Here is a 26,670-nt window from a genome sequence, read left to right as displayed (position 1 = left end):
TCAAACCTTGCGTTCTATATTGTCTTGAAGTCTAAAATTTAGGGATTCTTGTATCAAGTCTCTTGCCACAGCTCTTTCTGCTTTGATGATTTTGATATTATCATCAGCATCTAAAAATAAAATTTTGCTCAAGTCCCCAGTGCTTACAACGACTGTTTTTATAGGCTTCTTGCAATTAGCTAAAACTTGATAAAGCATTTCAAGCTTGGCTTCATTGCTTACTGTGATGATGGCTACTGAGCATTCTTCTATATTGGCTATTTTTAGCGTTTCTTCTTGGGCTGCATTTGCAAAAACGACATTTTCGCCCCTACTGATACCAAGTTCAACAAGCCTTAAATCACTTTCTAAAACCATATAAGGAATACCGCTTTTTTTGATTTTTTGCACAACTTCTTGTCCTAAACGACCATATCCAAAGATGACGAAATGATTTTTTAAATTTTGGTTTTTGCTTGGAGTATTTAGATTTTCATTTTTATCGTATTCTTCAACGGCATTGGCTATTTTTTTGATATTATTTAAGATAAAAGGCGTTAAAACCATAGTGATGATAGCCGTGATGATAAGAATTTGAGCCGTTTTCGAATCGATCAAATTTCTTGCTTGCAAAAGAGAAAAGATAGCAAGGGCAAATTCTCCGATCTGACAGATACTAAAGGCTGTTTTCAAAGCCACTCTTTTTTTAGTGTATAAGATGAGTAAGCCATAAATCACGGCGATTTTGATTACTAAAATGCAAAAAACTAGGAAAATGACAATAGACCAGTTTTCAAAGACAATTTTAAAATCAATTTGCATACCCACACTGATAAAAAATACACCCAAAAGCAAGTCTCTAAAAGGTGTGAGATCAGCTTCTATTTTGTATTTATATCTTGTTTCGCTAATCAAAGCTCCAGCTAAAAATGCCCCCAAAGAATACGAAAAGCCTAATTTATGAGCTAAAAAGCTAGAGCCAATGACGATGAAAAGTATGGTTGTGATAAAAATTTCTTGAGAAGAAGCTTTGATCACAAAGCGAAAAAGCCTATCAAGCAAGTATTTTCCTATCAAAAATAATAGCACAAGCAAGATCACAACACTTACTAAGGTGGCGACAATTAAATTTGTGATGTCATTGTTTGGAGAGGAAAAAATATCCACCATTAAAAGTAGCGGAATGACGGCTATATCTTGAAAGAGCAAGATCCCTAAAGCCTTGCGTCCGTAGTTTTCGTTAATTTCCCCATTATCATTTAAAATTTTAAGAACAACAGCGGTTGAAGAAAGTGCAAGCGCAAAGCCAACGATGATAGCTGATTTTTGTTCTAAATCAAGCAAACCCACCACGATCAAAGCACAGGCTATACCACAAGTAAGCATTTGCAAAGAGCCATTTAAAAACACTTCTTCTTTCATCGCAATGAGATGCTTAAAAGAAAACTCAAGCCCTATGGTAAACATCAAGAACACAATGCCAAATTCGGCTATATGGCTAAGTTCTTCACTCCCGCTAATGCCATAAAAAGAAGAAATCACAATGCCTGTGATAATATAGCCTATAATACTTGGAATTTCAACTTTTTTTAAAATCACATTTAAAACTATAGCACTTGCCATAGCGATAAGAAAAGCTTGTAAATAAAAGTCCAATTTTAAACCCTAATCTTTATCTTCATAAAATATCAAATCAAAACTTTTTTTATGTTTGACAACAGCTTTTGAATTATTATTTGTAGCTTTATTAAGCTCTAAACGCAGATCTTCAACTAATTTTTCAAACTCAAGAATTTGATTTTTAAGTTTTAAAATCACATCAACGCCGGCTAAATTTACACCCATATCACGAGTAAGCCTCAAGATAAGCTTGATTTGATCAATATCTTTTTGAGAATAAAGTCTTATCTTGCCATCGGTTCTGCTTGGTTCTACAAGTCCTTCTCTTTCGTATTGTCGTAAGGTTTGAGGGTGAATGTTTAAAACCTTAGCAACGATAGAAATGAGATAAACCGGTTCATCATAATTGTGTTGCATAATCTTCCTTTCAATCTTTTGGCAATTTTTCTTCCAAAGCCTTAAGCAAATCTTTGTCCATGGTCTGAGTATTTGGTAAAATCACATTTAAAATCAAATACATATCGCCATAATATCCGCTTTTTCTATTTTGAACCCCATAGCCTTTGAGGCGAATTTTTTGTCCATTTTTTGAATTTGGTGCAAGTTTTATGCTCACTTCTTTTCTTGGGGTTTTTATGCTAAGTTTATCTGTACCAAAAAGAGCTGTTCTTAAAGAAATATCAACCTTTTTGATCAAATCATCATCATCTCTTTCGTATTCATTACTTTCTTCAAGCTCTACTTGCAAGATCAAATCGCCCCTTTGTGTGCCTAGTTGCTTGCCTTTGTTGCGAACCCTTAGCTTTTCTCCACTTTTTAGCCCATAAGGGATTTTTATCTTGATAGTTTCTCCTTGATAGGTAAAACTATGTTCGCCTCCTAAAATTCCAAGTTCAAAAGGAATTTTTATTCTAGCATTAACATCTAAATCCTCACCTCCAAAACCCTGAGAAAATCCTCCAAAATTTCCAAAACCTGAGGACTTAAATCCCTTGGAGCTAAAACCTCCAAAGCCTCCAGCTCCTCCAAAAATGCTATTTAAAATATCATTAATATCAGCTCCATTTGTGCTTCTTGAAAAATCCCCAAAACTTTGCCCACCAAACATAGAATCGCCATATTGATCATATTGTGCTTTTTTCTTTGGATCGCTTAAAATTTCATAAGCAGCGTTGATTTCTTTAAATTTTTCTTCTGCACCTTTTTCTTTGTTGATATCAGGGTGATATTTGCGTGCAAGACGGCGATAAGCCTTTTTGATCTCATCAGCACTTGCGTTTTTGTTTATATCTAAAGTTTCATACAAGCTATTATTACTCATTAAATTGCCTTAAATTATTATTTTTGAAGAGTAATTATAGCATAAACTTTAGTCTAAGTCAATCAAGTTTTATAAGTTTTTTAATTTAACTTGCATTCATTTACAATCGAGTAAATTATAAAATTTATACTACAAATAAACAATTTTAAAAGGACTAATAAATGAAAATGATACCCTTATCTCTGATTTTAAGTACTTGTTTATTTGCAACAAATATTAATTTCAAAGAAGCAGAGCAAGATATTCAACGAGCTGATCCAACAAGCAACAAAGAATTCGTATTTTCCTATCATGATGCGATTAAAGAGGCTAAAAAATCTGTTGTCAATATCTCAACTTCTAAGACTATCACGAGAAATTCCCCTTCTTTAGATGATTTTTTTAATGATCCTTATTTTAGACATTTTTTTGGCTTTCCTGATCAAAGAGGAGGACAAGGCAATAAAGAAATTGTTAGTTCCTTAGGTTCTGGAGTAATCATTTCAAACGATGGTTATATTATCACAAATAATCATGTTATAGAAAATACTGATAGCATTATCGTAAATTTGCCAGATGATGATACGGAATATAAGGCTAAGATTATAGGAAATGATCCAAAAACAGACTTAGCTGTGATCAAGATAGAAGCTAAGAATCTTTCCTCGATTTCTTTTGCAGACTCAAATCAGCTCTTAGAAGGAGATGTTGTTTTTGCTATAGGTAATCCCTTTGGAGTTGGATCAAGTATAACAAGTGGTATAGTCTCAGCACTTAATAAAGATAACATAGGTTTAAATCAATATGAAAATTTTATCCAAACTGATGCTTCTATAAATCCGGGAAATTCAGGTGGGGCTTTGGTTGATAGTAGAGGTGCTTTAGTTGGTATTAACTCGGCTATACTTTCAAGAAGTGGAGGAAATAACGGCATAGGTTTTGCTATACCTTCAAACATGGCAAAAAATATAGCAAAAAGACTGATAGAAAAAGGTAAGATCGAAAGAGGATTTTTAGGAGTTACAATCACTTCTTTACAAGGTGATACAAAAAAAGCTTACAAAAACGAGCAAGGAGCTTTGATCACAAATGTAGAAAAAGGCTCATCAGCTGATAGTGCTGGCTTGAAAAGAGGGGATTTGATCCTTAAAATCAACGATAAAAATATCAAAAATTCAAATGATTTGAAAAATTATATTGGAAGCCTTGAACCCGGACAAAATATAGTAGTGATTTACGAAAGAGACGGGGTAAGTAAAAGTGTAAGTTTTGTTTTAAAGGGAGATCAAGAAGTAGTAAGTTCTGCTGGGCTTATAGATGGTTTAGAACTTAAGGACTTAGATTCTAATTTAAAATCAAAACTTCCTAATGATATACATGGAGTTTTAGTTAGCGGAGTAAAAGAAAATACAAAAGCAGCTCAAAGTGGTTTTGAAGTAGGGGACATCATCATAGCTGTAGAACAAAACGAAATAAAAGATTTACAACATCTCAGTGAAATTTTAAAACAAAGTCGCACCAAGAATTTTACAAAAATTTGGGTTTATAGAAAGGGCTATGCTCAACTTTTAATCCTAAAATAATTAAACAACGAAAAGAAAATAAATGCTTCTTTTCGTTGATATTTTTGTGTTAGAATTATTTAAATTTGCATAAATTAAGGAAAGAATAATGGTAAATATCTTAATGATAGAAGATGATTTGGAACTTGCTGAGATCATCAGTGAATATTTACAAAAATTTGACATGAAGGTTGATATTGCTCATGAGCCTTATATAGGGCTTTCAAAGCTTGCTTTAAAAGAATATAACTTAATCATACTTGATCTTTCCTTACCCGGACTTGATGGACTTGAGGTGTGCGAAGAAATTCGCAAAAAATACGATACGCCTATTATTATTTCAAGTGCAAGACATGATATTAGCGATAAGGTAAATGCTTTAGAACTTGGCGCTGATGATTATCTTCCAAAACCTTACAATCCTCAAGAATTACAAGCTCGCATTAAAAGCCATTTAAGAAGGATTAATACCACAAAAAAAGCTCTTACTGAAAGTGTTAAAGATTTAGTTTATGATCAATATAAACATATCATCACCATGAAAGGAAAAGAGATTAATCTTACAAATGCTGAATTTGACATTTTAAGCTATTTGATCAAAAAAGAAGGTGGTGTGGTTAGTCGCGAAGAGCTTGTGTATAACTGCTCTTCTATTAGCGAGGATAGTTCAAATAAAAGCATAGATGTCATCATCTCAAGAATTCGTCAAAAAATGGGCGATGATCCTAAAACTCCAAAATATATTCATTCGATCAGAGGTATAGGCTATAAGCTTACTCAATGAATAAATCATCTATTTTTTACACCATAACCTTTATTTTTATTTTAGCTATTGTTACGGTAGTATCTGTTTTTTTGTGGATCATAGAGGTTGATCAGCAAAATTATACCAAGGTTTTAAATGATAAGTATTCTTTGATTGCCAATGCAAGACTTTTGTATTTTAACAATGTCATTGATGAAGAAGAATTTAATGAACAAACTAAAAATTATAAAATGACTCTTGTTACAAAACCTCATGAAATCAGGACAATTTTATTTAAAGGAGATGTGTTAGCTAGGGCACAAACCACAGCAGGACTTATAGAAATCATTTCTTTTAATAGAGAAATTTATCTAAAGATAGTTCATCAAGGCATTTTATATCTTTATAACGATGCAGACTATGAGGGCTATCGTTATTTTATCATCAAGGCTATTGCAGCTGGCGTGATATTGATCTTTATCTTACTTTATGCTTTTATCATTAAAAAACTTCGTCCGCTTACTTCTCTAAAAAAGCAAATTGATAAATTTGCTCAAAATAAACTTGATGAAATAGAAGATGTAAGCAGCGGAAGTGATGAAATTTCACAGGTTGCAAATGCTTTTTTTGTGGCTATCACTCAAATTCAAAAAATGAATCAATCAAGGCAGTTTTTTATAAGAAATATCATGCATGAGCTTAAAACTCCTATCACAAAGGGACTCATTACTCTTGAAATGCTTGAAGATAATAAATACAAAGAAAGACTTATAAGCATTTTTAACCGTCTTGAGGTTTTGATCAATGAATTTGCTGCTATTGAGCAAATTGCTTCAGGATCAGCCTTTGTTAATCGTAAAAAATACAATATCCTAGATATCTTAGATGAAGCTAAAGAGATAGCCATGAATGATGATAAAAATTTAGATATTGACAGCGAGAGCTTTTTTGTCAATGTTGATTTTAAACTTTTTACAACAGCGATTAAAAATATGATAGATAATGGACTTAAATACTCACAAAATGGCTTCATTCAAATCGAGCTTAATAAAAATACAATTTGCTTTAAAAATCAAGGTAAAGAACTAGAAAAACCCCTAGAATACTATACTCAAGCATTTACAAAGGGAGCAAAGCAAAAAGATAGCTTTGGACTAGGGCTTTATATTGTTGATACTATCTTAAAAGCTCATCAAATGAAACTTGGATATGAGTATAAAGATGGGGTCAATCATTTTTATTTCCGTAATCTAGAAAACATTTTAGCAAAAGAATAAAAAAATTATGTGTATATTTTTTTCAAAAAGAAAGCCCAATAAAAACCGGCAAAAATAAAAATTCCTCCGAGTAAAGCCGTGATTAATTTTAAGCTCAAGCCAAAATCAAAAAGCATACCTATCATAATGGATACAAAAGCACTCAAGCAAAGATAAGCCATATCAGTATAAGCAATAACGCGTCCATAAAAGGCTTTATCGCAATTTTTTTGTATCATCGTATAAGTAAAAGACCAAAGCGTTGAAGTGCAAAATCCAGCTGCTAAAAGCCCCAAAAAAGAAAAATAAAAATTAAACTGAGTTAAAGCCCAAGCGATGATACCAAAACCCTGTCCTAAATATACATAGAAAAGCTGTTTTTCTCCAACAATTTTGCTTAGCACAATAGGACCTACGATCAAAGAACAAGCCCTTACAGCATTTAAAAAGCCTATAACCAAGGCTGTGCTTAAAATTTCTTTATACTCATGTTTTGCTAAGAGTGCCACAAGACTTTCATAGGCAGTAAGTCCAACAAAAGCATGCAAAAAGATGAGATGTAAAATATTTTTATCACGATAAACATAAAACAATCCCTCTTTAATCATCTTTAATAAACTTCCATTACCAATGATATGAAAATGCCCTAATTTAAGATTTAAAAGCATAATAATGCCTATAAAAATAAGACAACAATCAAATAAAAAAGCGTATTTTGTCCCAAAAAAATTGATAAAAACCCCAGCACTTGCCATTCCTATAGTATAAGAAAATGCCCAAATGATACTATGAATTTCGTTTGCTAGTTTTAAATCTTGTGCATTTAAAATTTTAGCAAGCAAGCTCATTTCGGCTTGAAAATAAATACTTGCCACACAAAGCCTTGAAAAAATGAGGATAAATAAAAGCCAAAGCATGCTTAAATTTGTTACAAAAATGAGTAAAAAAATCGAAATAAGCTCCACGCAAGCCATACTTAAAAGAAGTTTTTTAGGAGAATTTCTTTCTACTATGACACCATTAAGTGGAGCTAAAATGATGCCTGGTAAAAAAGCTAAGGTTGCACTTGTAGCAATAGCCCAGATTGGTGCATTTAAATCAATCAAAAGAGTATATACTCCTGTTTGCGAAAACCAAGCACCAAAATAAACGATAAATTGCACTGAACTTAAAATAAGAATATTTTTATTATTTTTAAGTAATTTAAGATGATTCATGCTAAAAACTATAACATAAAATCAGTATGATAAGCCTATAAATTTTGTTTTATTAGTATAAAAATTTAAAATATTCACAAATAGGCAAAAATAAATGCTATAATTTGAGTTTTATTTTGCTAAGGAAAATGCGATGAGCGTGATAAATAAAATTGATTTAAATAAAAGATTAGATAAAAAAGAAGCCTTAAATTTACTTCAAAATGCTGATTTATATGAACTTGGAGAGCTAGCTTATGCTAAAAAGCTTGCCTTGCACCCTGAAAAAATCACTACCTTTGTGGTGGATAGAAATATCAATTATACTAATGTTTGTTGTATTGATTGCGATTTTTGTGCCTTTTATCGCCACGCTTCTCAAGATGATGCTTATGTTTTGAGTTTTGAAGAAATCGGCAAAAAAATAGAAGAGCTTGAAGCTATAGGTGGCACACAAATTCTTTTTCAAGGTGGCGTTCATCCTAAACTTAAGATAGAATGGTATGAAGAACTTGTGGAATGGATTGCCAAGCATTATCCTAAGATAACCGTGCATGGTTTTTCTGCTGTTGAAATTGCTTATATTTCTAAAATCTCTAAAATTTCCATAAAAGAAGTTTTGCAAAGACTGCAGGCAAAGGGGCTTTTTTCCATACCCGGAGCAGGGGCTGAAGTGCTTAGCGATAGAGTTCGTGATGAAATAGCACCTAATAAATGCGACACAGCCACTTGGCTTGAAGTGCATAGAGAAGCACACAAAATCGGCATGAAAAGCACGGCTACGATGATGTTTGGCACGGTAGAAACTGATGAAGAGCTGATCGATCATTTTGAGCATTTAAGAAAGCTTCAAGATGAAACCGGAGGCTTTAGAGCCTTTATTTTGTGGAGCTTTCAAAGCGAAAACACCAAGCTTAAAGCAAAGCACCCTGAGATCATGAAACAAAGCTCAAACAAATATCTAAGACTCTTAGCCCTTGCCAGACTTTATCTTGATAATTTTAAAAATTTGCAAAGCTCATGGGTAACGCAAGGCTCACACATAGGACAGCTCGCACTCAAATTTGGGGCAAATGATTTGGGTTCAACCATGATGGAAGAAAATGTTGTCTCAGCCGCAGGAGCAAGCTATAAGATGAATCAAGATGAGATGATAAGACTTATAAAAAGCCTTGGAGAAAAGCCAGCCAAGCGTAACACGGCTTATGAAATTTTAGAAAAATTTTATTAAGGATTAAACACCATTTTCAACACAAAGATCTTAAATATAAATTTTTATGTTAATTTAAGTTTTAAATTATAATTTTCCTCATAGAAATTTAGGTATTTTTTTACATAAAATTATGCTTTAAAATCTAGCAAAATTTAAAATATTTTTTTAAAAAAGTAGGGTAGAAATTTATAATAAAATAGGGCAGAGTTACAACTATTTTTCCTTAAAAAATTATTAAATTATACCGATATGAAATTTAGATTTTTCCTCATTTATTTAAAAAACTATGAAATATACTTTATTTTATATAAAAATATTTTATCATTATTATAAAAAAATGATAAAATATAAATATTAATTTATTATAAAATATATTTATATATCAAATGCCATTGCTCACAAATAAAAATTTTTCATGATCAAAATATAAAAAATATTCTAAAAATTTTATGGATAAATATTTTTACTCCAAAAGGTAAAATGCTTTAAATTACTATAAAATAATGATTAAATGATTTTTGAAAAGAGGGCTTTAGTTAAAATATAAAAAAGTTTGAAAATTATAGTTTTCAATACAAAATAATAAAAAAGCAATGATTTTACTTTTTATATGTAAATTATACATATTAATTAAGTTTATATTTATATTTTTATTAGTATATAATGTATTTTAATTTTAAGGATTGCTCTACTTCAAATTTAGTCCTAGAACTTTAAAATTTATCTCGTCCTTACTAAAATACTTTTTTATAAATTTAAAAGTTTTTACAGCCTTTTAAAAAATTTATTACATAAAATGTATGATTATTTTTTAAGTTAAATTTAATATTTATATCTTATTTATATCTTGAAAATAATTTATGTAAATTTAATTTTAAACTTCTCTGCCCTGCTCTTATTTTTATCAAATTTAAGTATAATTTCAATTTATGTTCTTACAAAAGCTTATAATTCAAGGAATGAAATGAAATACCCATTAGATTGTGAGGAAAATTTTGAAAAATCCTTTTTATTTTGGCTAGGAAAATATCTTAAATTTAAGCTAAGTTCCCTGTCAAATAAAGAATTAAAAGACCCTCAAGCCTTAGCAAGCGTAAATTTTTTACTCACAAAAGGCATAAGTAACATAGAAGAGCTTGATAGCCTTGCTAAAAAAGCTAGAAATGCTGGATTAAGTGGGGTAAATACTTATTTTAATCCCCTTAAAAAGCTCTTTGAACACTTGTGTTTTTATAGGCTTTATTCCTTAAAGCAAATTGATGAGGCTTTGATCATTGAGATCTTAGCAAGTATCACAGGCTCTTTATCCGATGCGAGTAAGAAAAACTACCGCATAGCAATGATGAATTTTTTTGACTTTTTGGATAAACAAAATGAAGAAGACGGCAAGGCTCATATCTATGATATTACTCTTAAAAATTGGGCAGGCATAGCAGGAGCAAAAGGAACTAAGCTTCCTGAGTTTATGAGTGAAGAAGAAATTATCAAATTTCTTGAAGCTGTGGAAAATGCGGATTTTAAAAACAATACCATACGCAACAAGCTTATCATCAAAATCATCATTTTTACAGGAATTCGTGTAAGTGAAGCAATTAACATTAAACTTAAAGATATCAGCGAAGATGGAGATTTATTTGTTATTAGAATTCGTGCAAAAGGCAATAAATACAGAGTGGTGATGATCAAAAAAGAACTTATAGAATCTTTACTAAGAAATTTACCTATAAATTACGCAAGCAAAGAAGGTTTGGTATTTACAAATAAAAAAGGCACTCCCCTAACCCAAGCTTATATTTCTCGTATCGTGGAGCAAATTTTATTTAAAGCAGGTATTCGTAAGCAAAAAAATGGCGCTCACATGCTAAGACATACCTTTGCTACCCTACTTTATAAAAAACAAAAAGATTTGGTTTTAGTTCAAGAAGCCTTGGGACATGCAAGTTTAAATACTTCAAGAATTTATACACATTTTGATAGTGAAAAGCTCAAACTTGCCGCTCAAGTTGCTAAAGATGTGAGCGATAAATCCTAAAAATGCAAAAAACTTTAAATTTAAAGGCTTAAAATACTTTAAAAAAGGTATAATTAAACATTTATTATAAGGAAAATTATGACTTATTTAAAGATTGCAGGAGCTTGCAAGTTAAATGGGCAAGTAAGCATTAGCGGGGCTAAAAATGCGGCTTTGCCTTTGATCGTTTCTAGTATTTTGGCTAAAAATGAGGTGCAAATTTCAAATATCCCAAATGTTGCCGACATTAAAACGCTTTTTGTTTTGCTTGAAAATTTGGGTGCAAACTATGAATTTAAGGATAATTTTGCACGCATTGATACAAGAAATTTAAGTAAAACCAAGGCTGTTTATGACATAGTGCGTAAAATGCGTGCTTCTATACTTGTTTTAGGTCCTTTACTTTCGCGTTTTGGCTCGTGTGAAGTAAGCCTTCCGGGAGGCTGTGCCATAGGACAAAGACCTATTGATTTGCACCTTTTAGCCCTTGAAAAAATGGGTGCAAAGATAGAGATAAAACAAGGCTATGTCGTAGCTAGTGGCAGGCTCAAAGGCACTGATGTGCTTTTTGACAAGATCACGGTTACTGGTAGTGAAAATATCATCATGGCAGCAGCCCTAGCCAAAGGGAAAACAAGGCTTTTAAATGTCGCTAAAGAGCCTGAAGTGGTGCAACTTTGTGAGGTTTTGAAAGAAGCTGGGCTTGAGATCAGTGGCATTGGAAGCTCTGAGCTTGAAATTTATGGCACAGATTCAGAGCTTTTAAATTTCAAAGAATTTAGCGTGATCCCTGATAGGATCGAAGCTGGAACTTATCTTTGTGCTGGAGCAATCACAAATTCTAAAATCACGCTTAAAAAGGTTAATCCTTCTCATCTAAGTGCTGTTTTATCAAAGCTTGAGCAAATGGGCTTTGGTTTTGAAAGCAAAGAAGATACGCTTACGATTTTGCCTGCAAAAGAGATCAAACCTGTGGAGATTTTAACAAGCGAGTATCCTGGCTTTCCAACCGATATGCAAGCACAGTTCATGGCTTTAGCTCTTAAAGCAAATGGCACGAGTATTATTGATGAAAGGCTTTTTGAAAACCGCTTTATGCATGTAAGCGAGCTTTTGAGAATGGGAGCTGATATTAGGCTAAATGGGCATATCGCCACTATCGTTGGAGGAAGCGAATTAAACGGTGCTGATGTGATGGCTACTGATTTGAGGGCTAGCTCTGCTCTTGTTTTGGCTGCCTTGGCTGCAAAGGGCGAAAGCAATGTGCATAGAATTTATCATCTGGATAGAGGTTATGAGAATTTAGAAAGTAAATTTAAGGGCTTGGGTGCTGATATAAAAAGGCTTAAAGAAGAATGAAAGATATTTTTGAAACACTAAAAGAACTTGAAACGAAAATTGATCCACTCAAAGGCTATGAGCTGGTAAGCCTTGAAAATGCCAATAAACGCATTTTGGCTGAAGATATAAGGGCTTTAAGGGCGTCTCCAAGCTTTGATAACTCAGCACTTGATGGCTATGCTTTTAGCTATGCTGATAAAAATGAGGCTTTAAGCGTGAAAGAAACGATATTTGCCGGCGATAAAAGAAGCCTTACCCTTGGTAAAAACGAGGCTTTTAAGATCATGACAGGGGCGATGATACCAAAAAATGCAGATACAATTTTACCCTTAGAAGATGAGAAATTCCAAGATGAAAAACTGCTTATAAATGCTGATATAAAGCAGTTTAATGCTATTCGTTTAAGAGGGGAAGAATTTAAAGAAGGAGAAATTCTTTTCAAAAAAGCAGAATGCTTAAATCCTGCCAAAATAGCCCTTTTAGCCTCCCAAGGAATTTATAAAATAAAGCTTGCTAAAAGGCTAAATATAGGCATTTTTTCAAGTGGCAATGAACTTTATGAGCCTTGGCAACACGCTGATGAGTTTAGCATTTATAATGCTAACGCTCAGGCTTTAAACGCCCTACTTTCTAGCGAAAATGTCTCTTATCTTGGTATCATAAAAGATGAGTTTGAGCTTGTAAAGCAAGGCTTTGAAGATAATCAATTTAATCTTTTGATAAGTAGCGGTGGTGCTAGCGTTGGCGAGGCTGATTTTATGGAAAAAGCTTTGCTTGAGCTTGGTTTTGGGGCTGTTTTTAGGGGTGTTAAGGCTAAATTTGTAAAGCCAACCAAGCTTTATAAAAAGGGTGAAAAACTCGTGCTTTTGTGTCCTGGAAATCCTATGTCTGCTTTTTTGTCCTGCTTTATTTTTGCAAGAAAGCTTTTAAATTTGCTTCGTGGAAATTTTAGCGAAGGGCTTAAATTTAAGGCTATATTAAAAGATGATTTGAAGCTAAAAAGTGGAAGAAATAACCTCATTTTAGGGAATTTGCAAGATAATTTTTTTATCCCCTTTAACGAGGGCAAATACAGCTCAGCCATGCTCACTCCGCTTGCTCAAAGTGCTTTTTTGTTCATCAGCGATAAAGAAATAAACGAGTATAAGGCTGGCGATGAGATCAGTATTTTTTATCTCAATGCTTGATTTTTAAAAACGCAAATTTAAAAAATCTTGCTTTATTTTAAATGATTTTTCCATGCCTTTAAGGCTTCTTCTAGTTTAAGCTCGTATTGCTTGAAATTTGTGTTATCAAGCACAAAATGAGCTTTTGGCTCATCAAATTTTATATCCACTCCAACGACATTTTTTATTTCACCCTTTAAGGCTGCTGAGTAAAGCCCTTTTTTATCTCTTTTGATAAGCTCATCAAAATCACATTTTACATAAATTTCAAAATAATTTTTAAGATTTTTTCTATTAAAACTATAAATTTCATCAAACATAGAAATGGCACTTACGATGACTATCATACCTTGATCACTTAAAAATTTGGCAAATTTAGCTCTTTTGTAAGAAATTTCCAAGCGTCCTTTTTTATCGTATTCAAAATGCCCTAAAAGCTCTCTTAACTCATCTCCGTCTAAATAAATCACATTTTCAAACTCAGCCCTTAATTTTTCGCAAATTTTTTCAGCCAAAAAGCTTTTACCACTTCCTGCAAGCCCTGTTAGCCAAATCACACTACCATTTTTATAACGCATTTTAATCCTCAAAATTTTCAAATGACTTATTATTTTTGTTTTTAACAAATCTTAGCCAATATCCTGCTAGCATCGATGATAATAGCGTGGTAAGGATTAGGGTGGTAAAGAAATTTACATTTATGATTTGATAATAAAAAGCCACGCTTGCTAAGACTATGCCAGGACCTCCTCTAGCATTCATAGTGATAGCAAAATTAATTCTAGCTAAATTTGACATTTTAAGGCAAAGTAAGGCACTAAAAGCACCAAAAAACTCAAACACACAAGCTAATACACAAAAACACACAAAAGGCACAAAAGAAAACTCATGTATAATGTCAAGCTGAATGCCAATTAGAGCAAAATATATCGGTATAAAATATGAAAATGAAAATTCATTCACAGCAGAAACTTTTTCTTTTAAGCTCTCGTAATTTGTCAGAATGTTTTTGATTAAAAATCCTATCAAAAATGCTGAATACATAGGATTTATATGCAGTGTGTTTAAAAAAGCTATAGCTAAAAATAACAATACAAAAGCAAGTGTTAAAAAATCAATAGAGTTAAGATTAAAGCGGATTTTGTTTACTAAATTTGCAAAAAGCTTTACGCAAATAAATAATACGATAGTAATAAAGGCTGTTAAGAGATTGTCATACAAGCTGATACTTGTGCTTGTGGTGGCATTTATAGCGACATTTAAAAGTATCCATAAAAATAAATCTTGTATAGTAGAAGTGGTTAAAACCACACTTGCAAATCGAGTTTTGATAACTCCTATATCAAAAAATATTTTTGAAATCACAGGTATGGAAGTTACGGCTATGGCTATTAAAAATACCAAAGAAAATGATAGATAATTGCCCTTTTGTCCTATATAAATATCATGAAAATAATCTATAAAGAAAAAACCTAAAAAAGCCGGGATAAAAGTAGCACCGACAAATAAGGCTGTAATAATCTTTAAATTTTGCTTCGCAAAGCTAATTTGTGTATTAAAACCTGCCATAAACATAAGAAAAATAAGTCCTAATTGATAAAATACATTTAAAATTTTACTCTCTTCATTAAAAGCATTAAAAATACTACCTATAAAATCAGGAGCGATAAAATAAAATCCGCTAGAACCAAGCACAAAGCCACCTAAAATTTCACCTATAACTTTTGGAGTTTTTAAAGCTTCAAAAATCTTGCCAAACACAAAGGCTGATAAAAGTAATATAGCTAATGCTAGAAAAAGGCTTGTTAAATGGTCTGGGCTTAAGGTTTGTAATTTCATATTTTATTCCTTTTTAAAAATTTAGATTTAATTCATTTTCTTATTTAAAATTATTTGGTAATACTATTGCTAGATATACTTTTATCACTCAAGATAAATTTTTTCATTTTCTATTTCTTCTTTTATTTTGTTTAATATTTCCACACATTCTTTTACATATTTTCCCACAGCACTTTCTTCGCTTAGTTGAATTCCATATACGCCACTTTTTGATATACGATATAAATCATCTATTTCAGCTATTGTTGGGATTGGCTTTTCTTCCATATTTTTTAACACCTGTGTTGCTAGAAAAGTCTTTTTACCACTATGATTTGCCATTTTGATAATATAATCTTGAAATCTTGGTATCTTTTCTATGCCTATTTCTGTGCTTAAATCACCTCTATCGATAAGTATAAATTCAACCAAATCAAAAATGGATTTTAAATTTTCTACCGCACTAAGTGTTTCAATCTTTGAAATAATCTTTATCTTAGGATTTAAAAGCTTTTTTAATTCCATTATATCATTAGCCCTTCTTACAAAAGAAGCTCCCACAAAGCTTAAATCATATTCATTAGCAAGATTAATCAAAGCCTTATCTTTATCAAATAAAAAAGGAAGATTTTCACTCACACTTCTTATGTGCATGCCTTTGTTATTTAAGAGCACTCCATCGCTTTTTGAAGTAAAAACTATACTATCATCAAGAACAACTTTAACTATAAATAAAAAAGTTCTATCATTTGCAAAAACTTGCATATTTGGCTTTACAAGCTTATAAAAATCCACATAATTAAACTCATCATGTTTCAAGCAAAATTCTTTATCCTTTTGCACTTTTATAGGTGCTTTTAAATTTGCTGTGCGGATTTTATTGCCGGGCAAGTCAAGCAAAATATCAATATTTTCATTTTGACTTTTAAGATTTTTGATATTTGCTTCAATTTCTTTTAAATCGCCGTGTGCGCCGTTTATACGATATATAAAATTATCTTTATGAATTTCATTTATTTTTATTTTATTACCTAAGCTAGGTCCTGTTGTTAAAATGTATTTTTGCATATTATTCCTTTATAAAAATGTTTTCTTTGCAAATTATTTCGCTTATAAATTCTTTCATAGTATCAACATATACTATAAGACCATTCATTTCCGAATGAATATGGTTATCTTTGTAAATATAGCTTATCTCGGGTTTTTCTTTGTTATCGCTATAGTGAAAATCTATTTTTGGGACCAAATTTTCCATTTTAGCATGAAGATTAAATTTCTTCATATTAGGGGGCCTATGAATACATGAAGGATGGTTTAAGGCATGTTGAAGCTTTTCTATAGGATCCCTTGATACAAATATGAAAGGAATTTTTTTCTGCAAAAGACAAGCAAATTTAAGCCATTGATGTTTATCTCTCCGCGAATGACCAATTAGGGCTATTTTTTTACTATCATCTTCTAAATAAAGCTTATAAAAATTTAAGATAAGAGTTTAAATCTCTGGCACAACATTCTTCAATATCACATTCTTTCATAAACATAGGAAAGGCAACGAGTGCACTAGAGCCTAGGAGCATTCTTTTATAAACCAAGCTTTTAGGCAAAGGCAAATTCATATCCCATGCTATTTCAGCTGGTATGTTTTTGTATGATAAGCCTTGTTTTTTGTAAAGATCTGAAATTGAGTTCTCATTTATGTTTTCGTTTAAATTTGAACCTAAGCTTAAATTTTTATTTTCATTTGAATTCTCCTCTAAATTTACATTTTTTAAGTCTTTACTTTCAAACTCTTCATTTAAGATATCTGGATCAAACAAAGGAGGATAAGGGTGTTTTGTATCAAGATATTTTTCTTTAAATTTCTTAGAACTTAGCCAAGTATAAATTAGGCTTAAATTTTTAAAGATATAAGCTTGAACCGATAAAGGAATTTCGCCACCTCTATAAACATAAGCTTGGATTAATTTTAAAGTGTCTTCCAAGTATAAAAATCTTTGTTTTAATTCCCTAGTTTTACTAATATCTAAAAAATCAATCAAAAAACTTAGATCTATATTTAATTTTTTGAAAAAATCCTTCGAATTTAAAATTGATTTATGAAATTCTTTTATATATTTAACCTCCTTAAAGAATTTTAAATATCCACCTTTATACCAAGTTTTATCAGCTTTTATTAGACTAAGTCCAAGCAAATAAGAAAGATGAAATTTAACTATTTGGCTTCATTATAATCATAACAAGTTTTTAAATCAGGATATTTTAATGAGGGAAATACTGAAACAATTTTTTGATAAAGTTTTAGTTCTTTTTTATGAGTTTGTTTAGCTAAAAATAGTTTTAGAGGAAGGATTAAATACGCAATCCCCCCCCCCCTAGCCTCTTTATCAGTTTTTATAAGTATAGGGCCTAGTTTATAAGCTAGATGGTTTTTGATCCTAGATACAGCTGAGTGAGAATTTTCTAAAGACATTTCATAGTTCCTCTTTGAAAAATTTAAAAAGCTTTGTATGAGTTATCATTATATTTTTATGATTTGCTTCATATGCTTACTTATAAAAAAAGTTTATTATATCAAAAAAAACAAATTTGGAATTTAGATTTTTTTTAAAAAATTAACTTTAAGTGAAAAATTTTTGGAAAATTTTATTCTTAAAGAAAAAATAATAAATAACCTTGTCTGTATGATAGATGATTTGTTTTGTGGTTTGGATAGTGGATTTTTGAATTAACGATAGTTTATTGCTTGACAAAAATCTTTGTTTTGTATATAATTTTGCTTCTTAACTGCGGGAATAGCTCAGGGGTAGAGCACAACCTTGCCAAGGTTGGGGTCGCGAGTTCGAATCTCGTTTCCCGCTCCATTTTGCTTTTTTGATCACGATTTTTATCAACCTAAGACCCTAACATGCTTTAATTTAATTTTTTAGGATACCAAGCGTAATGATAAATTTTTAAACCTACCCTTAAAATAATACTAACAAGGCATAAATTTTTAAAAAATAAATTTAAAAGCTAAGCCTAAATTTAAAGCTTAAATTTATTCTAAAGCTTCTATATCACTTTCTATATGATGTATGTAATTTTCATCATTTTGTAAGGTATTAACAAGTCGCCCTATTCTCTCCCAGCGTATATTTTGATTTTCGTCCCAAGAAAAATACACAAACCAAGGAGAACCAACTATGAGTTTATAAGGCACAGAACCCCAAAATCTACTATCATTTGAATGATCTCTATTGTCACCCATCATAAAATACTCATCTTCAGGCACTTTGTAATAATAAGCATTTCCTCCGCTAGCACTCAAACCACCTAAACCCTCTATATATCTTGGTTGCATGGCAAATTGTCCTATTTGAAGATAATGAAGATAGGTTTGCTCAGTATCTACTCTTTCATCAAAATGAATACCCTTTTGCTCAAAAGGCTCTTTGACATAAATTTCATTGTCGATATAAACAAGCTTTTCTTTAAAATGCTCTTTCATATACTCATCGCCCTCAGCCATACGCACAAATAAGTTTTTATTGATAACAATAACCTCATCTCCTGCCTTAGCCACACATCGTTTAACAAAATGAATAGAAGGGTTTAAAGGATTTCTAAAAACGACTATATCCCCTCGTTGTGGTCCTTGTCCTTTGATAAGGTGTCCATCTTCATCAAAATCCGGCAAAACGGGCATTTCAATCCAAGGGATATGAGGGGTTGGAATTCCATAACTAAATTTTTTTACAAATAAAAAATCTCCCACCAAAAGAGTATTTTTCATAGAACCTGATGGTATAACAAAGCCTTGAACAAAGAAAAAAATCACAAGCAAAACGATGATAATAGTTCCTGTCCAACCCTGCGAAAAATGATGAAGTTTTTTAAAAATTTGCATATTTTCCCTTTTTAAAAGTCTGTTTTTAGTCTATTTCGTGCTGATTTTATGGTATTACTTAAAAGCATGGCTATGGTCATAGGACCAACTCCGCCCGGAACAGGGCTAATAAAACTTGCCTTTTTGCTTACATTTTCAAAATCCACATCGCCTGTGATTTTGCCATTATCTAAGCGGTTTATCCCAACATCAACAACGATAACACCTTCTTTGACCATATCTTCTTTAAGTAAATTTACACAACCTGCAGCAACGATGATCAAATCAGCATTTTTTGTATAAAGACTCAAATCTTTCGTGCGGATATGGCAAATACTTACACTTGCACCCTCATTTAAAAGTAAGGTAGCCATAGGACGACCGACTATATTTGAAGCACCGATTACGACAGCATCTAAGCCACTTAGCTTTATATCATAGCTTTTTAAAAGATGAATGATCCCTGCTGGAGTGCAAGGTAAAAAAGCACCTTGGATATTTAAATTTAAACACCCTACATTAAAGGGGTGAAAGCCGTCAATATCTTTGTTGCTATCAATGCTTTGAAGAATAATGTCTTTGTTGATATGTTTGGGCAAGGGAAGTTGAACTAAGATACCATCTACACTATCATCATAGTTAAGCGTGTTGATCAGAGCTAAAAGCTCATTTTGTGTGGTATTTTTATCAAGCTTATAAAGAATTGATTTGATCCCTATTTCTTCGCAAGCTTTGGTTTTGTTATTTACATAAATTTCGCTTGCAGGATCTTCTCCTACTAAAATCACAGCCAAGCAAGCTTCAATGCCATTTTTTTTCAGTTCTTTATTTTGTTCTTGAAGTTTAGTTTTAAGAGCAGAACCTACTTCCTTTCCATCTAATAACTTCATAAATTTCCTTATCATTTAATGCCATTTTAAAATAAAAATTGTATCATAATAAAACTTCTTTTTTATTAAAGGTGGGATTTGAAATTAAGATTTTTATTTTTTTTAAGTTTTAGCTTAGCTTTTGGTGATGATTTTATTACCTTAAAAGAATACGCAAAAATGCTTTATGAAAATCCAAGGGGTATAAGCTGTAAAGAATGTCATGGAGATAATGGAAAAGAACAAATTTTAGGATATTATACCCAAAAAGATAAGCAAGTGCCTTTTGTGGTGCCTGATATAAGAAAACTCAGCTTTAAAGAATTTGAAGCTTCCTTAAAAGAGGTAAAAGATAGCAAAAGTATCATGCCTACTTATTCTTTAACTACAAATGAAATCATTGCCCTTTATAATTACATAAAAGAGATAAACAAGGAGTAAAAATGAAAACAAATAAAGAAGCTTTTAAAGAAGCTTTTAAGATCATAGCAGGCGGAGTTGATTCTCCTGTTCGTGCTTTTAATGCAGTGGGTGGAAATCCCCCTTTTATACAAAGTGGCTCAGGCTATTTGATCAAAGATATAGAAGATAATGAATATATCGATTTTGTTCAAAGCTGGGGTCCTTTGCTTTTTGGACATTGTGATGAGGATATACAAAAAGCTTGCAAAACAGCCCTAAAAAAAGGAGCAAGCTTTGGAGCTCCAACTCTAGCAGAAAGTGAGCTTGCAAAACTTATCTTATCTTTGTTTCCTCATCTTGATAAAATTCGTTTTGTAAGTAGTGGGACAGAAGCTACTATGAGTGCAATTCGTTTAGCTCGTGGTTTTACGGCTAGGGATAAAATTCTTAAATTTGAGGGTTGCTATCATGGACATAGTGATTCTTTGCTTGTAAGTGCTGGAAGTGGTGCAGCAACTTTTAATTCCCCTAGCTCTCTTGGAGTATTAAGTGAGGTTGCTAAAAATACCCTAGTTGCAGAATACAACAATATCTCGAGCGTAAAAGAACTTTTCAATGCCCATAAAGAAAGCATAGCCTGCGTTATCATAGAGCCAATAGCTGGAAACATGGGTTTTGTTCCAGCAAAACAAGAATTTTTAGATGAGCTTGCAAAACTTTGCAAACAAAATGGCACTTTGCTTATCTTTGATGAAGTGATGAGTGGTTTTAGGGCTTCTTTAAAAGGATCTTTTGAGATCAACCACATAAAAGCTGATATCATAACCTTTGGCAAGGTTATAGGTGGAGGTATGCCTGCTGCTGCATTTGCCTCAAGAGCTGAAATCATGGATATGTTAAGCCCTTTGGGTGGCGTTTATCAAGCAGGAACACTAAGTGGAAATCCTTTAGCAATGGCTGCTGGTATAGCAAGCATTAAAAAGGCGAAAAAAGATAAAGATCTTTACAAAAGACTAGATAAACTCGCCCTACTTTTAACCTCGGGTCTTAAAGAAGTGGCAAAAGCTCACAATATACCTTTGCAAGCAAATCATATAGGCTCTATGTTTGGATACTTTTTTAATGAACACGAGGTTTTAAACTACAAAGATGCAAGCAAAAGTGATCTTAAGCTTTTTGCCCGCTTTCATCAAAACATGCTTAAAAAAGGCGTATATCTTGCTTGTTCTCAGTTTGAAACAGGTTTTATTTGCGATAAGATGAATGAAAAGCTTATTCATAAGGTTGTTAATATCGCTGATGAAAGCTTTAAGAAGCTATGAACAAAAGACAAAAGATCATTAAAAGTGGCGTAGAAGCTGCTGATAGTTTAAGTCTTGGAATTTCCATAGTAGTAGCCGTACTTATAGGTGTAGGTATAGGCTACTTGCTTAAAAAATACACAGGATTTGGCTTTTTGTTTTGGGTAGGGGTTTTTATAGGCGTAGCTGCAGCTATTTTAAATATCTACAAAGCTTACAAATCCCAACTTAAAGCCTATGAAGAATACAAAGATGATATCCGCTATAAAAATCCTAAATTTCAAGATGACGATGATGAGTGATGCTAAGTTTAGAACATAAAAAGGCTTTTTTTATCATTTTATTTGTGATCAATTTCTTATTTTTGTATTTTGCTTTTTATATGAGGGGTTTTAGTCTTAGTGTATTTTTAAGCTTTGAATTTGCATTTTTAGGTGTTTTTATCATCATTTTGCTTTCTTTTTTATCTTATCATAAAAAAATCACTCTTTTAGCTAAGCAAGTCGTAATCATCAAAAAGCCTTTAGCTATTTTCCAAAAAAAAGTATTAAATTTTCCAAAAAATCTTAAATTTAGCGATATAAATGACGATTTTGAGACTAAGAAAAAGCTTAATTTTAGAAATTTCGTTTTATTTTTTAGTTTTTTTAAAATGCTTGCTTATGTATTTTTTGTCTTGGGTTTTTTGTTTTTACAAAAACAAGAGCTTTTGGTTATCTTTGCTTTTATAGTGGGGATTTTTGGAGTGCCGTTTGCAGTTTTGCTTTTTGCATTATCGGTTTTTGTTTTAGGCTTATATAAAAAATGAATATAAAAAGAACGCTAAGATCGCTAACCGCCTTATTTGTAGGTATGTCTTTTTTGTTTGCTGGAAATGCCCTTGTGGTAAGTTCTATCAGCATTATTTTAAAAGATATGCAAGCTAGTGAAAGCACTATAGGGCTTATCAATGCTTGTTTTTTTCTAGGAGGACTTATAAGCACCTTAAGTGCGCAAAAAATCATAGCCAAGCTAGGACATATCAAGGCTTTTGGATTTTTCTCCGCTCTTTTTGGAACTTGCATTATCTTGCATATAGTTAATAACAATCTTTATTTTTGGTCTTTGCTTCGGTTTATACTTGGTTTTTGTTATTATTCTTTGCTTTTAGTTATAGAATCTTGGCTCAATGAAAAGGCAAAAAATGAAATCCGCTCAAGAGTGCTTAGCTTTTATGAGATCGTTTTTAATATCTCCTTTGGACTTGGAATTTTAATCATTGCTCTGAAACTTGACAATATCATGATTTTTATCATTGCTGCGAGTTTGATATTTTTTTCTTCCTTGCCTTTGAAATTTATCCGTATCAAAAGACCGGTTTTGCCTCAAATTCAGCCCATATCCCTACCTAAAATTTTTGATATAGCCCCTCTTGCAACGCTTACAAGCTTCATAGGCGGAATGCTCATGAATGGCTTTTTTTCAATGGGAGCTTTGTATATCTTGCTTCAAGGATATGATGAAAAAGCAGCTTCTTATTTTATGTTTTTTGCTCTTTTTGGAGGATTTTTAGGACAAGGCATTATGGGGGTTATTTCCGATAAAATCGGGCGTAAATTTGCCATTATCTTTGCTTCTTTGACGGCACTTTTTGTGATGATTATCTTTTTATGTTTTGAGGTAAATTTATATGTGCAATACGCTTTGGCTGTGCTTTTGGGTATGGGAATTTTTTGTCTTTATGCTCTATCCTTAGCCAGAGCAAATGATATGCTTGAAGATAAAAGTAAGATCGTAGAGCTTGGCAGAGGAGTGCTTTTTTGTTATTCTTTAGGCTCTTTATTTTCGCCTATACTTTTAGGATTACTTATGCAAAATTTAGGGGCTATGGGTTTTGCTTTATTTTATGCTATTTGTCTTACTTTTTTAATTTTATTTGCTATAAATAAGCCAAATGTCTTTAAAAAACGAAGATTTAAAGAAAATTTACGCAATTTGGTGGCGGTAGATGATTAACACTCAAATTAGCAATAACGCAAGCTCAAATTTAAACAAAGCAGATCTAAAACTTGATAATAAAGAAAATCAAAAAGATACTAAAACAAGTTTAAAAGAGACAAAAGAACTTACTCAAAGTCTTAAAAACAATCTTGGGCTTTCTCAAACAAAAGAACTTCCCCAAGCCTTAAGTTTTGATGATACGAAGCTTAATTTACAGCTCAAACAACTTGTTAATAAGCTTCTTGATCAAATCACAAGCAAAAATAATCCCAACCCAAATATCCTCAAACAAGGCGATAAGCTCAATTTTGCTTTAAATTTTGGTCATGAGCTTAAATTTTTAAGCAAAGAAATGAGTAAAGATAGCATTTTTTCCGAAGTTTTAAGCAAACTAGAGCAAATTTTAAAGCCTGCAAGTGCTATGAAAAATAGTGCCGATCTTACCCCCTTGCTCAAAAACTCCGGTGTATTTTTTGAATCTAAGCTTAAAAATGCTTTAAATCCAGAAAATTTACCCAAAAGCTTTCATATGCTTTTAAACACTATAAAAACCATTAGTTCGCCTAAAATCACTAATGAAATCATCGCTCTAGCAAATAAAGAACTTGATCCAAAGGCAAGTTTAAACGAACTTAAAAATATATTAAACACTCAACAAAAAGAAAATTCTACTCTTCTTAAAGATAGTGGCTTTAAAACCTTGCTTGATCTAAGTGCTAAGCTTGAAAATTTCAAAAAATACATTAGTAAAAATCCCAGCATAGCCCAAGAAAAGATAGCAAAGATAGCTGATAAAATTCTTGATAGTCTTAATAAACTCGAACAAGGCTTTAAGCAAGAACTAAGTAAGCCTGAAAATTTAATGCTTAAGGATACTAAAATTTTAAAAGACTTAAGGCAAAGTTTTGATAAACTAAAATCAACGCTTAAAAATATACTCGAACACAAACCCACCTCCTTTGAGACAAATAAAAATGTCATAAGTAAAGAAGAGCCAAAGCAAACAGAAAAAGGACACATAAAAGATCAAAATCAAATCCCAGATAAAAAAGATCAAATCAATACAAAAGATGAAAAAAAACCACAAATCAAAGGCGAAGAAAACAAAAAAACTTTAGAAAATCTAAAATCAGAAAATCCAAAAAATGAAAGCTTAAAACAAGAGTCAAATACACAACAAGAACTTAAAAACCAAGACATAAAAGATGAACACATAAACACCAAAGAAGAGCTAAACTCTAAAGAAGTGCTTAAAAATCCCAAAGAAGATACTAAAGCAAATTCTACCCCAAAACAAACAGAGTTAAAAGAAGAGCTAAAAGCACCAGCAACAAACCAAGAGCAAGAAAGCATTGAAAATACACCTTTACAAGAAGAAAATCATGTGCAAGAAGAAAAGCTTGAGCAAGGCAAAGATCAAAATAAGAGCTTAAAAGAAGAGACTATAAAGGAAAATTCTTCTAAAACAAATACCACTCAAACTAAAGAGCCTTTAAAAGAAAATATCAAGGAAGATATAGCAAATAACGCTCAAAAAAAGAGCGTTCAAGAAACTTCAAATGAAGTTAAAAATACAGCTCAAGAAAGACCTGCAAACAATGTTAATACAAATTTAGGAGAGATAAAAACACCTCAAAACTCACAAAATTTGGTTAAAAATCTCATCTTTAGCACCGAAAAGTTACAAATGCAGGATTTAGAAAATTTAAACAAGGCTATTAATGAACTTAGCAGAAAGATAAATCAAGGCTTAAAGCAACTTGATGCTAATGCAAATACCGCTAAAACAAATCTTGCTGATATAAAAAATTTAAATCACAGACTTGAAAACGCTATAAAAGATCTTGCCCAAATCACACCCAAAGATGAGGCGCAAATTGCCAAAGAGATAAAAAATGATATCAAATCAACGCTTTTGCAAATTTCAAATTTAGCCAAAGAAAGTGGCAATGAAAGCGTTGCGACAACGGCAAATCGCCTGCTTACCCAAATAGAGCTTAATCAACTCATGTCCCTAGCAAATGATTCTATTAACACCTCCTTACCTCTTGAATGGGAAGATTTAAATGAATCAAAAATTATATTTAGAAGAGGCAAAAAGGATAAGTATTTTGCTAGGATCAAGCTAAATTTTGCAAGTCTTGGCGAACTTGATGTCCTTCTTGCCCTAAATAATGATAAATATTTAGATATCAATATCATGGCTGAAAACAAAGAATTTAGAAAAAGGATTTATGAAAATGCACATGAGCTGAAAAGAAATATCAATAAAGTAGGACTTTTAAACTCAAATTTTTTCGTGGGCGATATCATAAGATCTCAATTTGACAATACAAGCTCTGGCAGAAGTTATGATTTTGAAATGGGTATAGATAAAAAGGCTTAAAATGGCTAAGACAAAATCCATAAGAAAAGCAGTTGCATTAGGATACAACAAAGAACTAGCAAATGCTCCAAAAGTCCTTGCCACAGGTAAGGGTGAGCAAGCTTCAAAGCTTATTTGCTTAGCTAAAGAACATGGCGTGCCGATCAAAGAAGATGAAGATCTAGTAGAAATCCTAAGTAAGCTTGATCTTGGAGATGAAATCCCGCCAAATATGTATAAGGCTGTGGCTGAAGTTTTTGCTTTTATCTATCAAATGGCAAATAAAAAATAGCTTAGATTACACTAAGATCTTGTCTCTCATATAATTAAATTCACGAGTTTTTTTGTTTTTTATAGGACTATCATAAAAATTTAATGCTTAATAATTAAAACCCTTATATTTAGTAAAATCAAAAAGCTTAAAAATTTTATCCTAAAGATAAAATGTTACTTTTTTATACATATAATTTGATCATTAATACATTTTTACAAATACTTAAAAACACCTATATGTAGTATTTTAAGAGAAGTATGTATAAAATTTTCATAAAAAATATTAAATTTGTATTAAAATTTAAGAGTTAAATTCCCAAAACCCCAAAAAGCCTTTTCAAAGGAATTTTTTGTGTCCGTTTCTACTTGTTTTTAATCATTTCTTAAAAACATTTGTAGCATTGTATA

The 26,670-nt window shown here is 31.7% G+C and carries 25 protein-coding genes and 1 tRNA gene; 15 read left to right on the top strand and 11 right to left on the bottom strand.

Features of this window, described 5'->3' with window-relative positions; genetic code table 11:
- From DMB92_RS03155 to DMB92_RS03145, 3 genes are read right to left on the bottom strand one after another with little or no spacing between them, the layout of a single operon-like run.
- Entirely contained in the window at positions 1–1,635 is a 1,635-nt protein-coding gene (locus tag DMB92_RS03155) for a cation:proton antiporter (protein ID WP_142681614.1), read from the bottom strand.
- Between the two features lie 9 nt (positions 1,636–1,644).
- Positions 1,645–2,016, bottom strand: coding sequence for a heat shock protein transcriptional repressor HspR (locus tag DMB92_RS03150; protein WP_142681613.1), 372 nt, complete (start codon positions 2,014–2,016; stop codon positions 1,645–1,647).
- 10 nt (positions 2,017–2,026) lie between these two features.
- Positions 2,027–2,920 carry a DnaJ C-terminal domain-containing protein gene (locus tag DMB92_RS03145; RefSeq protein WP_142681612.1) on the bottom strand — a complete coding sequence of 298 codons (894 nt, stop codon included), beginning with the start codon at positions 2,918–2,920 and terminating at the stop codon, positions 2,027–2,029.
- Positions 2,921–3,081: 161 nt separating this feature from the next.
- Here DMB92_RS03145 and DMB92_RS03140 point away from each other — a divergent pair, with 161 nt between their 5' ends.
- The 3 genes from DMB92_RS03140 to DMB92_RS03130 all read left to right on the top strand — a co-directional run bounded on the left by DMB92_RS03140 (position 3,082) and on the right by DMB92_RS03130 (position 6,483).
- Positions 3,082–4,482, top strand: coding sequence for a DegQ family serine endoprotease (locus tag DMB92_RS03140; RefSeq protein ID WP_142681611.1), 1,401 nt, complete (start codon positions 3,082–3,084; stop codon positions 4,480–4,482).
- An 88-nt stretch (positions 4,483–4,570) separates the two neighbouring features.
- Entirely contained in the window at positions 4,571–5,245 is a 675-nt protein-coding gene (locus DMB92_RS03135) for a response regulator transcription factor (RefSeq protein WP_142681610.1), read from the top strand.
- Entirely contained in the window at positions 5,242–6,483 is a 1,242-nt protein-coding gene (locus DMB92_RS03130; protein ID WP_142681609.1) for an ArsS family sensor histidine kinase, read from the top strand. The genes DMB92_RS03135 and DMB92_RS03130 overlap by 4 nt, the downstream gene beginning before the upstream one ends.
- Positions 6,484–6,488: 5 nt before the next feature.
- On the opposite strand, the gene DMB92_RS03125 is transcribed toward DMB92_RS03130, so the two are convergent.
- A complete protein-coding gene (locus tag DMB92_RS03125) occupies positions 6,489–7,679 on the bottom strand; it encodes an MFS transporter (protein ID WP_142681608.1) in 1,191 nt (396 codons plus the stop codon).
- A 133-nt stretch (positions 7,680–7,812) separates the two neighbouring features.
- Between DMB92_RS03125 and DMB92_RS03120 the strand changes: the two genes are divergently transcribed.
- From DMB92_RS03120 to DMB92_RS03105, 4 genes are all read left to right on the top strand, one after another.
- Complete coding sequence (locus DMB92_RS03120) at positions 7,813–8,889, top strand: dehypoxanthine futalosine cyclase (protein ID WP_142681607.1); 1,077 nt, start codon at positions 7,813–7,815, stop codon at positions 8,887–8,889.
- A gap of 946 nt (positions 8,890–9,835) precedes the next feature.
- The gene (locus DMB92_RS03115; protein WP_142681606.1) at positions 9,836–10,903 is read left to right on the top strand and encodes a tyrosine-type recombinase/integrase; all 1,068 of its coding nucleotides are present in this window, start codon (positions 9,836–9,838) and stop codon (positions 10,901–10,903) included.
- A 78-nt stretch (positions 10,904–10,981) separates the two neighbouring features.
- Positions 10,982–12,241 (top strand): UDP-N-acetylglucosamine 1-carboxyvinyltransferase, encoded by a 1,260-nt coding sequence (gene murA / locus DMB92_RS03110; RefSeq protein WP_142681605.1) that lies wholly within the window; start codon positions 10,982–10,984, stop codon positions 12,239–12,241.
- A complete protein-coding gene (locus tag DMB92_RS03105) occupies positions 12,238–13,410 on the top strand; it encodes a molybdopterin molybdotransferase MoeA (protein ID WP_142681604.1) in 1,173 nt (390 codons plus the stop codon). Before murA ends, DMB92_RS03105 begins: the two co-directional genes overlap by 4 nt.
- Positions 13,411–13,442: 32 nt before the next feature.
- On the opposite strand, the gene DMB92_RS03100 is transcribed toward DMB92_RS03105, so the two are convergent.
- From DMB92_RS03100 to DMB92_RS03080, 5 genes are all read right to left on the bottom strand, one after another.
- Positions 13,443–13,967 (bottom strand): adenylyl-sulfate kinase, encoded by a 525-nt coding sequence (locus DMB92_RS03100; RefSeq protein ID WP_142681603.1) that lies wholly within the window; start codon positions 13,965–13,967, stop codon positions 13,443–13,445.
- 1 nt (position 13,968) lies between these two features.
- A complete protein-coding gene (locus DMB92_RS03095) occupies positions 13,969–15,228 on the bottom strand; it encodes a cation:proton antiporter (RefSeq protein ID WP_142681602.1) in 1,260 nt (419 codons plus the stop codon).
- An 84-nt stretch (positions 15,229–15,312) separates the two neighbouring features.
- On the bottom strand, positions 15,313–16,275 hold the full coding sequence (locus DMB92_RS03090; protein WP_142681601.1) for a pyruvate kinase: 963 nt from the start codon (positions 16,273–16,275) through the stop codon (positions 15,313–15,315).
- A 401-nt stretch (positions 16,276–16,676) separates the two neighbouring features.
- The gene (locus DMB92_RS03085; protein ID WP_142681600.1) at positions 16,677–17,189 is read right to left on the bottom strand and encodes a hypothetical protein; all 513 of its coding nucleotides are present in this window, start codon (positions 17,187–17,189) and stop codon (positions 16,677–16,679) included.
- A 230-nt stretch (positions 17,190–17,419) separates the two neighbouring features.
- Positions 17,420–17,677: a hypothetical protein gene (locus tag DMB92_RS03080; protein ID WP_142681599.1), complete on the bottom strand. Its 258-nt coding sequence runs from the start codon at positions 17,675–17,677 to the stop codon at positions 17,420–17,422.
- Positions 17,678–17,993: 316 nt separating this feature from the next.
- Between DMB92_RS03080 and DMB92_RS03075 the strand changes: the two genes are divergently transcribed.
- Positions 17,994–18,068 (top strand) — tRNA-Gly (locus DMB92_RS03075).
- A gap of 176 nt (positions 18,069–18,244) precedes the next feature.
- Here DMB92_RS03075 and lepB read toward each other — a convergent pair.
- Complete coding sequence (gene lepB, locus DMB92_RS03070; protein ID WP_142681598.1) at positions 18,245–19,093, bottom strand: signal peptidase I; 849 nt, start codon at positions 19,091–19,093, stop codon at positions 18,245–18,247.
- An 11-nt stretch (positions 19,094–19,104) separates the two neighbouring features.
- Entirely contained in the window at positions 19,105–19,962 is an 858-nt protein-coding gene (gene folD, locus DMB92_RS03065; RefSeq protein ID WP_142681597.1) for a bifunctional methylenetetrahydrofolate dehydrogenase/methenyltetrahydrofolate cyclohydrolase FolD, read from the bottom strand.
- A 78-nt stretch (positions 19,963–20,040) separates the two neighbouring features.
- Between folD and DMB92_RS03060 the strand changes: the two genes are divergently transcribed.
- The 7 genes from DMB92_RS03060 to DMB92_RS03030 are packed head-to-tail and all read left to right on the top strand — an operon-like array spanning position 20,041 to position 26,281.
- Positions 20,041–20,382: a hypothetical protein gene (locus tag DMB92_RS03060; RefSeq protein ID WP_142681596.1), complete on the top strand. Its 342-nt coding sequence runs from the start codon at positions 20,041–20,043 to the stop codon at positions 20,380–20,382.
- A gap of 2 nt (positions 20,383–20,384) precedes the next feature.
- On the top strand, positions 20,385–21,665 hold the full coding sequence (gene hemL, locus DMB92_RS03055) for a glutamate-1-semialdehyde 2,1-aminomutase (RefSeq protein WP_142681595.1): 1,281 nt from the start codon (positions 20,385–20,387) through the stop codon (positions 21,663–21,665).
- Positions 21,662–21,946 (top strand): AtpZ/AtpI family protein, encoded by a 285-nt coding sequence (locus tag DMB92_RS03050; RefSeq protein WP_142681594.1) that lies wholly within the window; start codon positions 21,662–21,664, stop codon positions 21,944–21,946. Before hemL ends, DMB92_RS03050 begins: the two co-directional genes overlap by 4 nt.
- Positions 21,946–22,452 (top strand): hypothetical protein, encoded by a 507-nt coding sequence (locus tag DMB92_RS03045; protein WP_142681593.1) that lies wholly within the window; start codon positions 21,946–21,948, stop codon positions 22,450–22,452. Before DMB92_RS03050 ends, DMB92_RS03045 begins: the two co-directional genes overlap by 1 nt.
- Positions 22,449–23,639, top strand: coding sequence for an MFS transporter (locus tag DMB92_RS03040; RefSeq protein ID WP_142681592.1), 1,191 nt, complete (start codon positions 22,449–22,451; stop codon positions 23,637–23,639). The genes DMB92_RS03045 and DMB92_RS03040 overlap by 4 nt, the downstream gene beginning before the upstream one ends.
- On the top strand, positions 23,632–26,010 hold the full coding sequence (locus DMB92_RS03035; protein WP_142681591.1) for a flagellar hook-length control protein FliK: 2,379 nt from the start codon (positions 23,632–23,634) through the stop codon (positions 26,008–26,010). The genes DMB92_RS03040 and DMB92_RS03035 overlap by 8 nt, the downstream gene beginning before the upstream one ends.
- A gap of 1 nt (position 26,011) precedes the next feature.
- Positions 26,012–26,281, top strand: a complete 270-nt coding sequence (locus tag DMB92_RS03030; RefSeq protein ID WP_142681590.1) for a FlhB-like flagellar biosynthesis protein — start codon at positions 26,012–26,014, stop codon at positions 26,279–26,281.
- Positions 26,282–26,670: the final 389 nt, after the last annotated feature.

Origin of the sequence: Campylobacter sp. MIT 99-7217 (assembly GCF_006864365.1) — a bacterium.
Taxonomy (GTDB): Bacteria; Campylobacterota; Campylobacteria; order Campylobacterales; family Campylobacteraceae; genus Campylobacter_D.
Note: the sequence above shows the minus strand (reverse complement) of the source record. Positions and strands in the feature narration are given on the sequence as shown.

What these genes read in the sequence shown, in the direction of transcription:
- folD (WP_142681597.1), bottom strand. Translation starts at nt 19,962, where the DNA reads ATGAAGTTATTAGATGGAAAGGAAGTAGGTTCTGCTCTTAAAACTAAA.
- murA (WP_142681605.1), top strand. Translation starts at nt 10,982, where the DNA reads ATGACTTATTTAAAGATTGCAGGAGCTTGCAAGTTAAATGGGCAAGTA.
- DMB92_RS03135 (WP_142681610.1), top strand. Translation starts at nt 4,571, where the DNA reads ATGGTAAATATCTTAATGATAGAAGATGATTTGGAACTTGCTGAGATC.
- DMB92_RS03115 (WP_142681606.1), top strand. Translation starts at nt 9,836, where the DNA reads ATGAAATACCCATTAGATTGTGAGGAAAATTTTGAAAAATCCTTTTTA.
- DMB92_RS03125 (WP_142681608.1), bottom strand. Translation starts at nt 7,679, where the DNA reads ATGAATCATCTTAAATTACTTAAAAATAATAAAAATATTCTTATTTTA.
- DMB92_RS03050 (WP_142681594.1), top strand. Translation starts at nt 21,662, where the DNA reads ATGAACAAAAGACAAAAGATCATTAAAAGTGGCGTAGAAGCTGCTGAT.
- DMB92_RS03030 (WP_142681590.1), top strand. Translation starts at nt 26,012, where the DNA reads ATGGCTAAGACAAAATCCATAAGAAAAGCAGTTGCATTAGGATACAAC.
- DMB92_RS03095 (WP_142681602.1), bottom strand. Translation starts at nt 15,228, where the DNA reads ATGAAATTACAAACCTTAAGCCCAGACCATTTAACAAGCCTTTTTCTA.
- DMB92_RS03090 (WP_142681601.1), bottom strand. Translation starts at nt 16,275, where the DNA reads ATGCAAAAATACATTTTAACAACAGGACCTAGCTTAGGTAATAAAATA.
- DMB92_RS03150 (WP_142681613.1), bottom strand. Translation starts at nt 2,016, where the DNA reads ATGCAACACAATTATGATGAACCGGTTTATCTCATTTCTATCGTTGCT.
- DMB92_RS03080 (WP_142681599.1), bottom strand. Translation starts at nt 17,677, where the DNA reads ATGTCTTTAGAAAATTCTCACTCAGCTGTATCTAGGATCAAAAACCAT.
- DMB92_RS03130 (WP_142681609.1), top strand. Translation starts at nt 5,242, where the DNA reads ATGAATAAATCATCTATTTTTTACACCATAACCTTTATTTTTATTTTA.
- DMB92_RS03035 (WP_142681591.1), top strand. Translation starts at nt 23,632, where the DNA reads ATGATTAACACTCAAATTAGCAATAACGCAAGCTCAAATTTAAACAAA.
- lepB (WP_142681598.1), bottom strand. Translation starts at nt 19,093, where the DNA reads ATGCAAATTTTTAAAAAACTTCATCATTTTTCGCAGGGTTGGACAGGA.
- DMB92_RS03120 (WP_142681607.1), top strand. Translation starts at nt 7,813, where the DNA reads ATGAGCGTGATAAATAAAATTGATTTAAATAAAAGATTAGATAAAAAA.
- DMB92_RS03040 (WP_142681592.1), top strand. Translation starts at nt 22,449, where the DNA reads ATGAATATAAAAAGAACGCTAAGATCGCTAACCGCCTTATTTGTAGGT.
- DMB92_RS03145 (WP_142681612.1), bottom strand. Translation starts at nt 2,920, where the DNA reads ATGAGTAATAATAGCTTGTATGAAACTTTAGATATAAACAAAAACGCA.
- DMB92_RS03045 (WP_142681593.1), top strand. Translation starts at nt 21,946, where the DNA reads ATGCTAAGTTTAGAACATAAAAAGGCTTTTTTTATCATTTTATTTGTG.
- DMB92_RS03140 (WP_142681611.1), top strand. Translation starts at nt 3,082, where the DNA reads ATGAAAATGATACCCTTATCTCTGATTTTAAGTACTTGTTTATTTGCA.
- hemL (WP_142681595.1), top strand. Translation starts at nt 20,385, where the DNA reads ATGAAAACAAATAAAGAAGCTTTTAAAGAAGCTTTTAAGATCATAGCA.
- DMB92_RS03100 (WP_142681603.1), bottom strand. Translation starts at nt 13,967, where the DNA reads ATGCGTTATAAAAATGGTAGTGTGATTTGGCTAACAGGGCTTGCAGGA.
- DMB92_RS03105 (WP_142681604.1), top strand. Translation starts at nt 12,238, where the DNA reads ATGAAAGATATTTTTGAAACACTAAAAGAACTTGAAACGAAAATTGAT.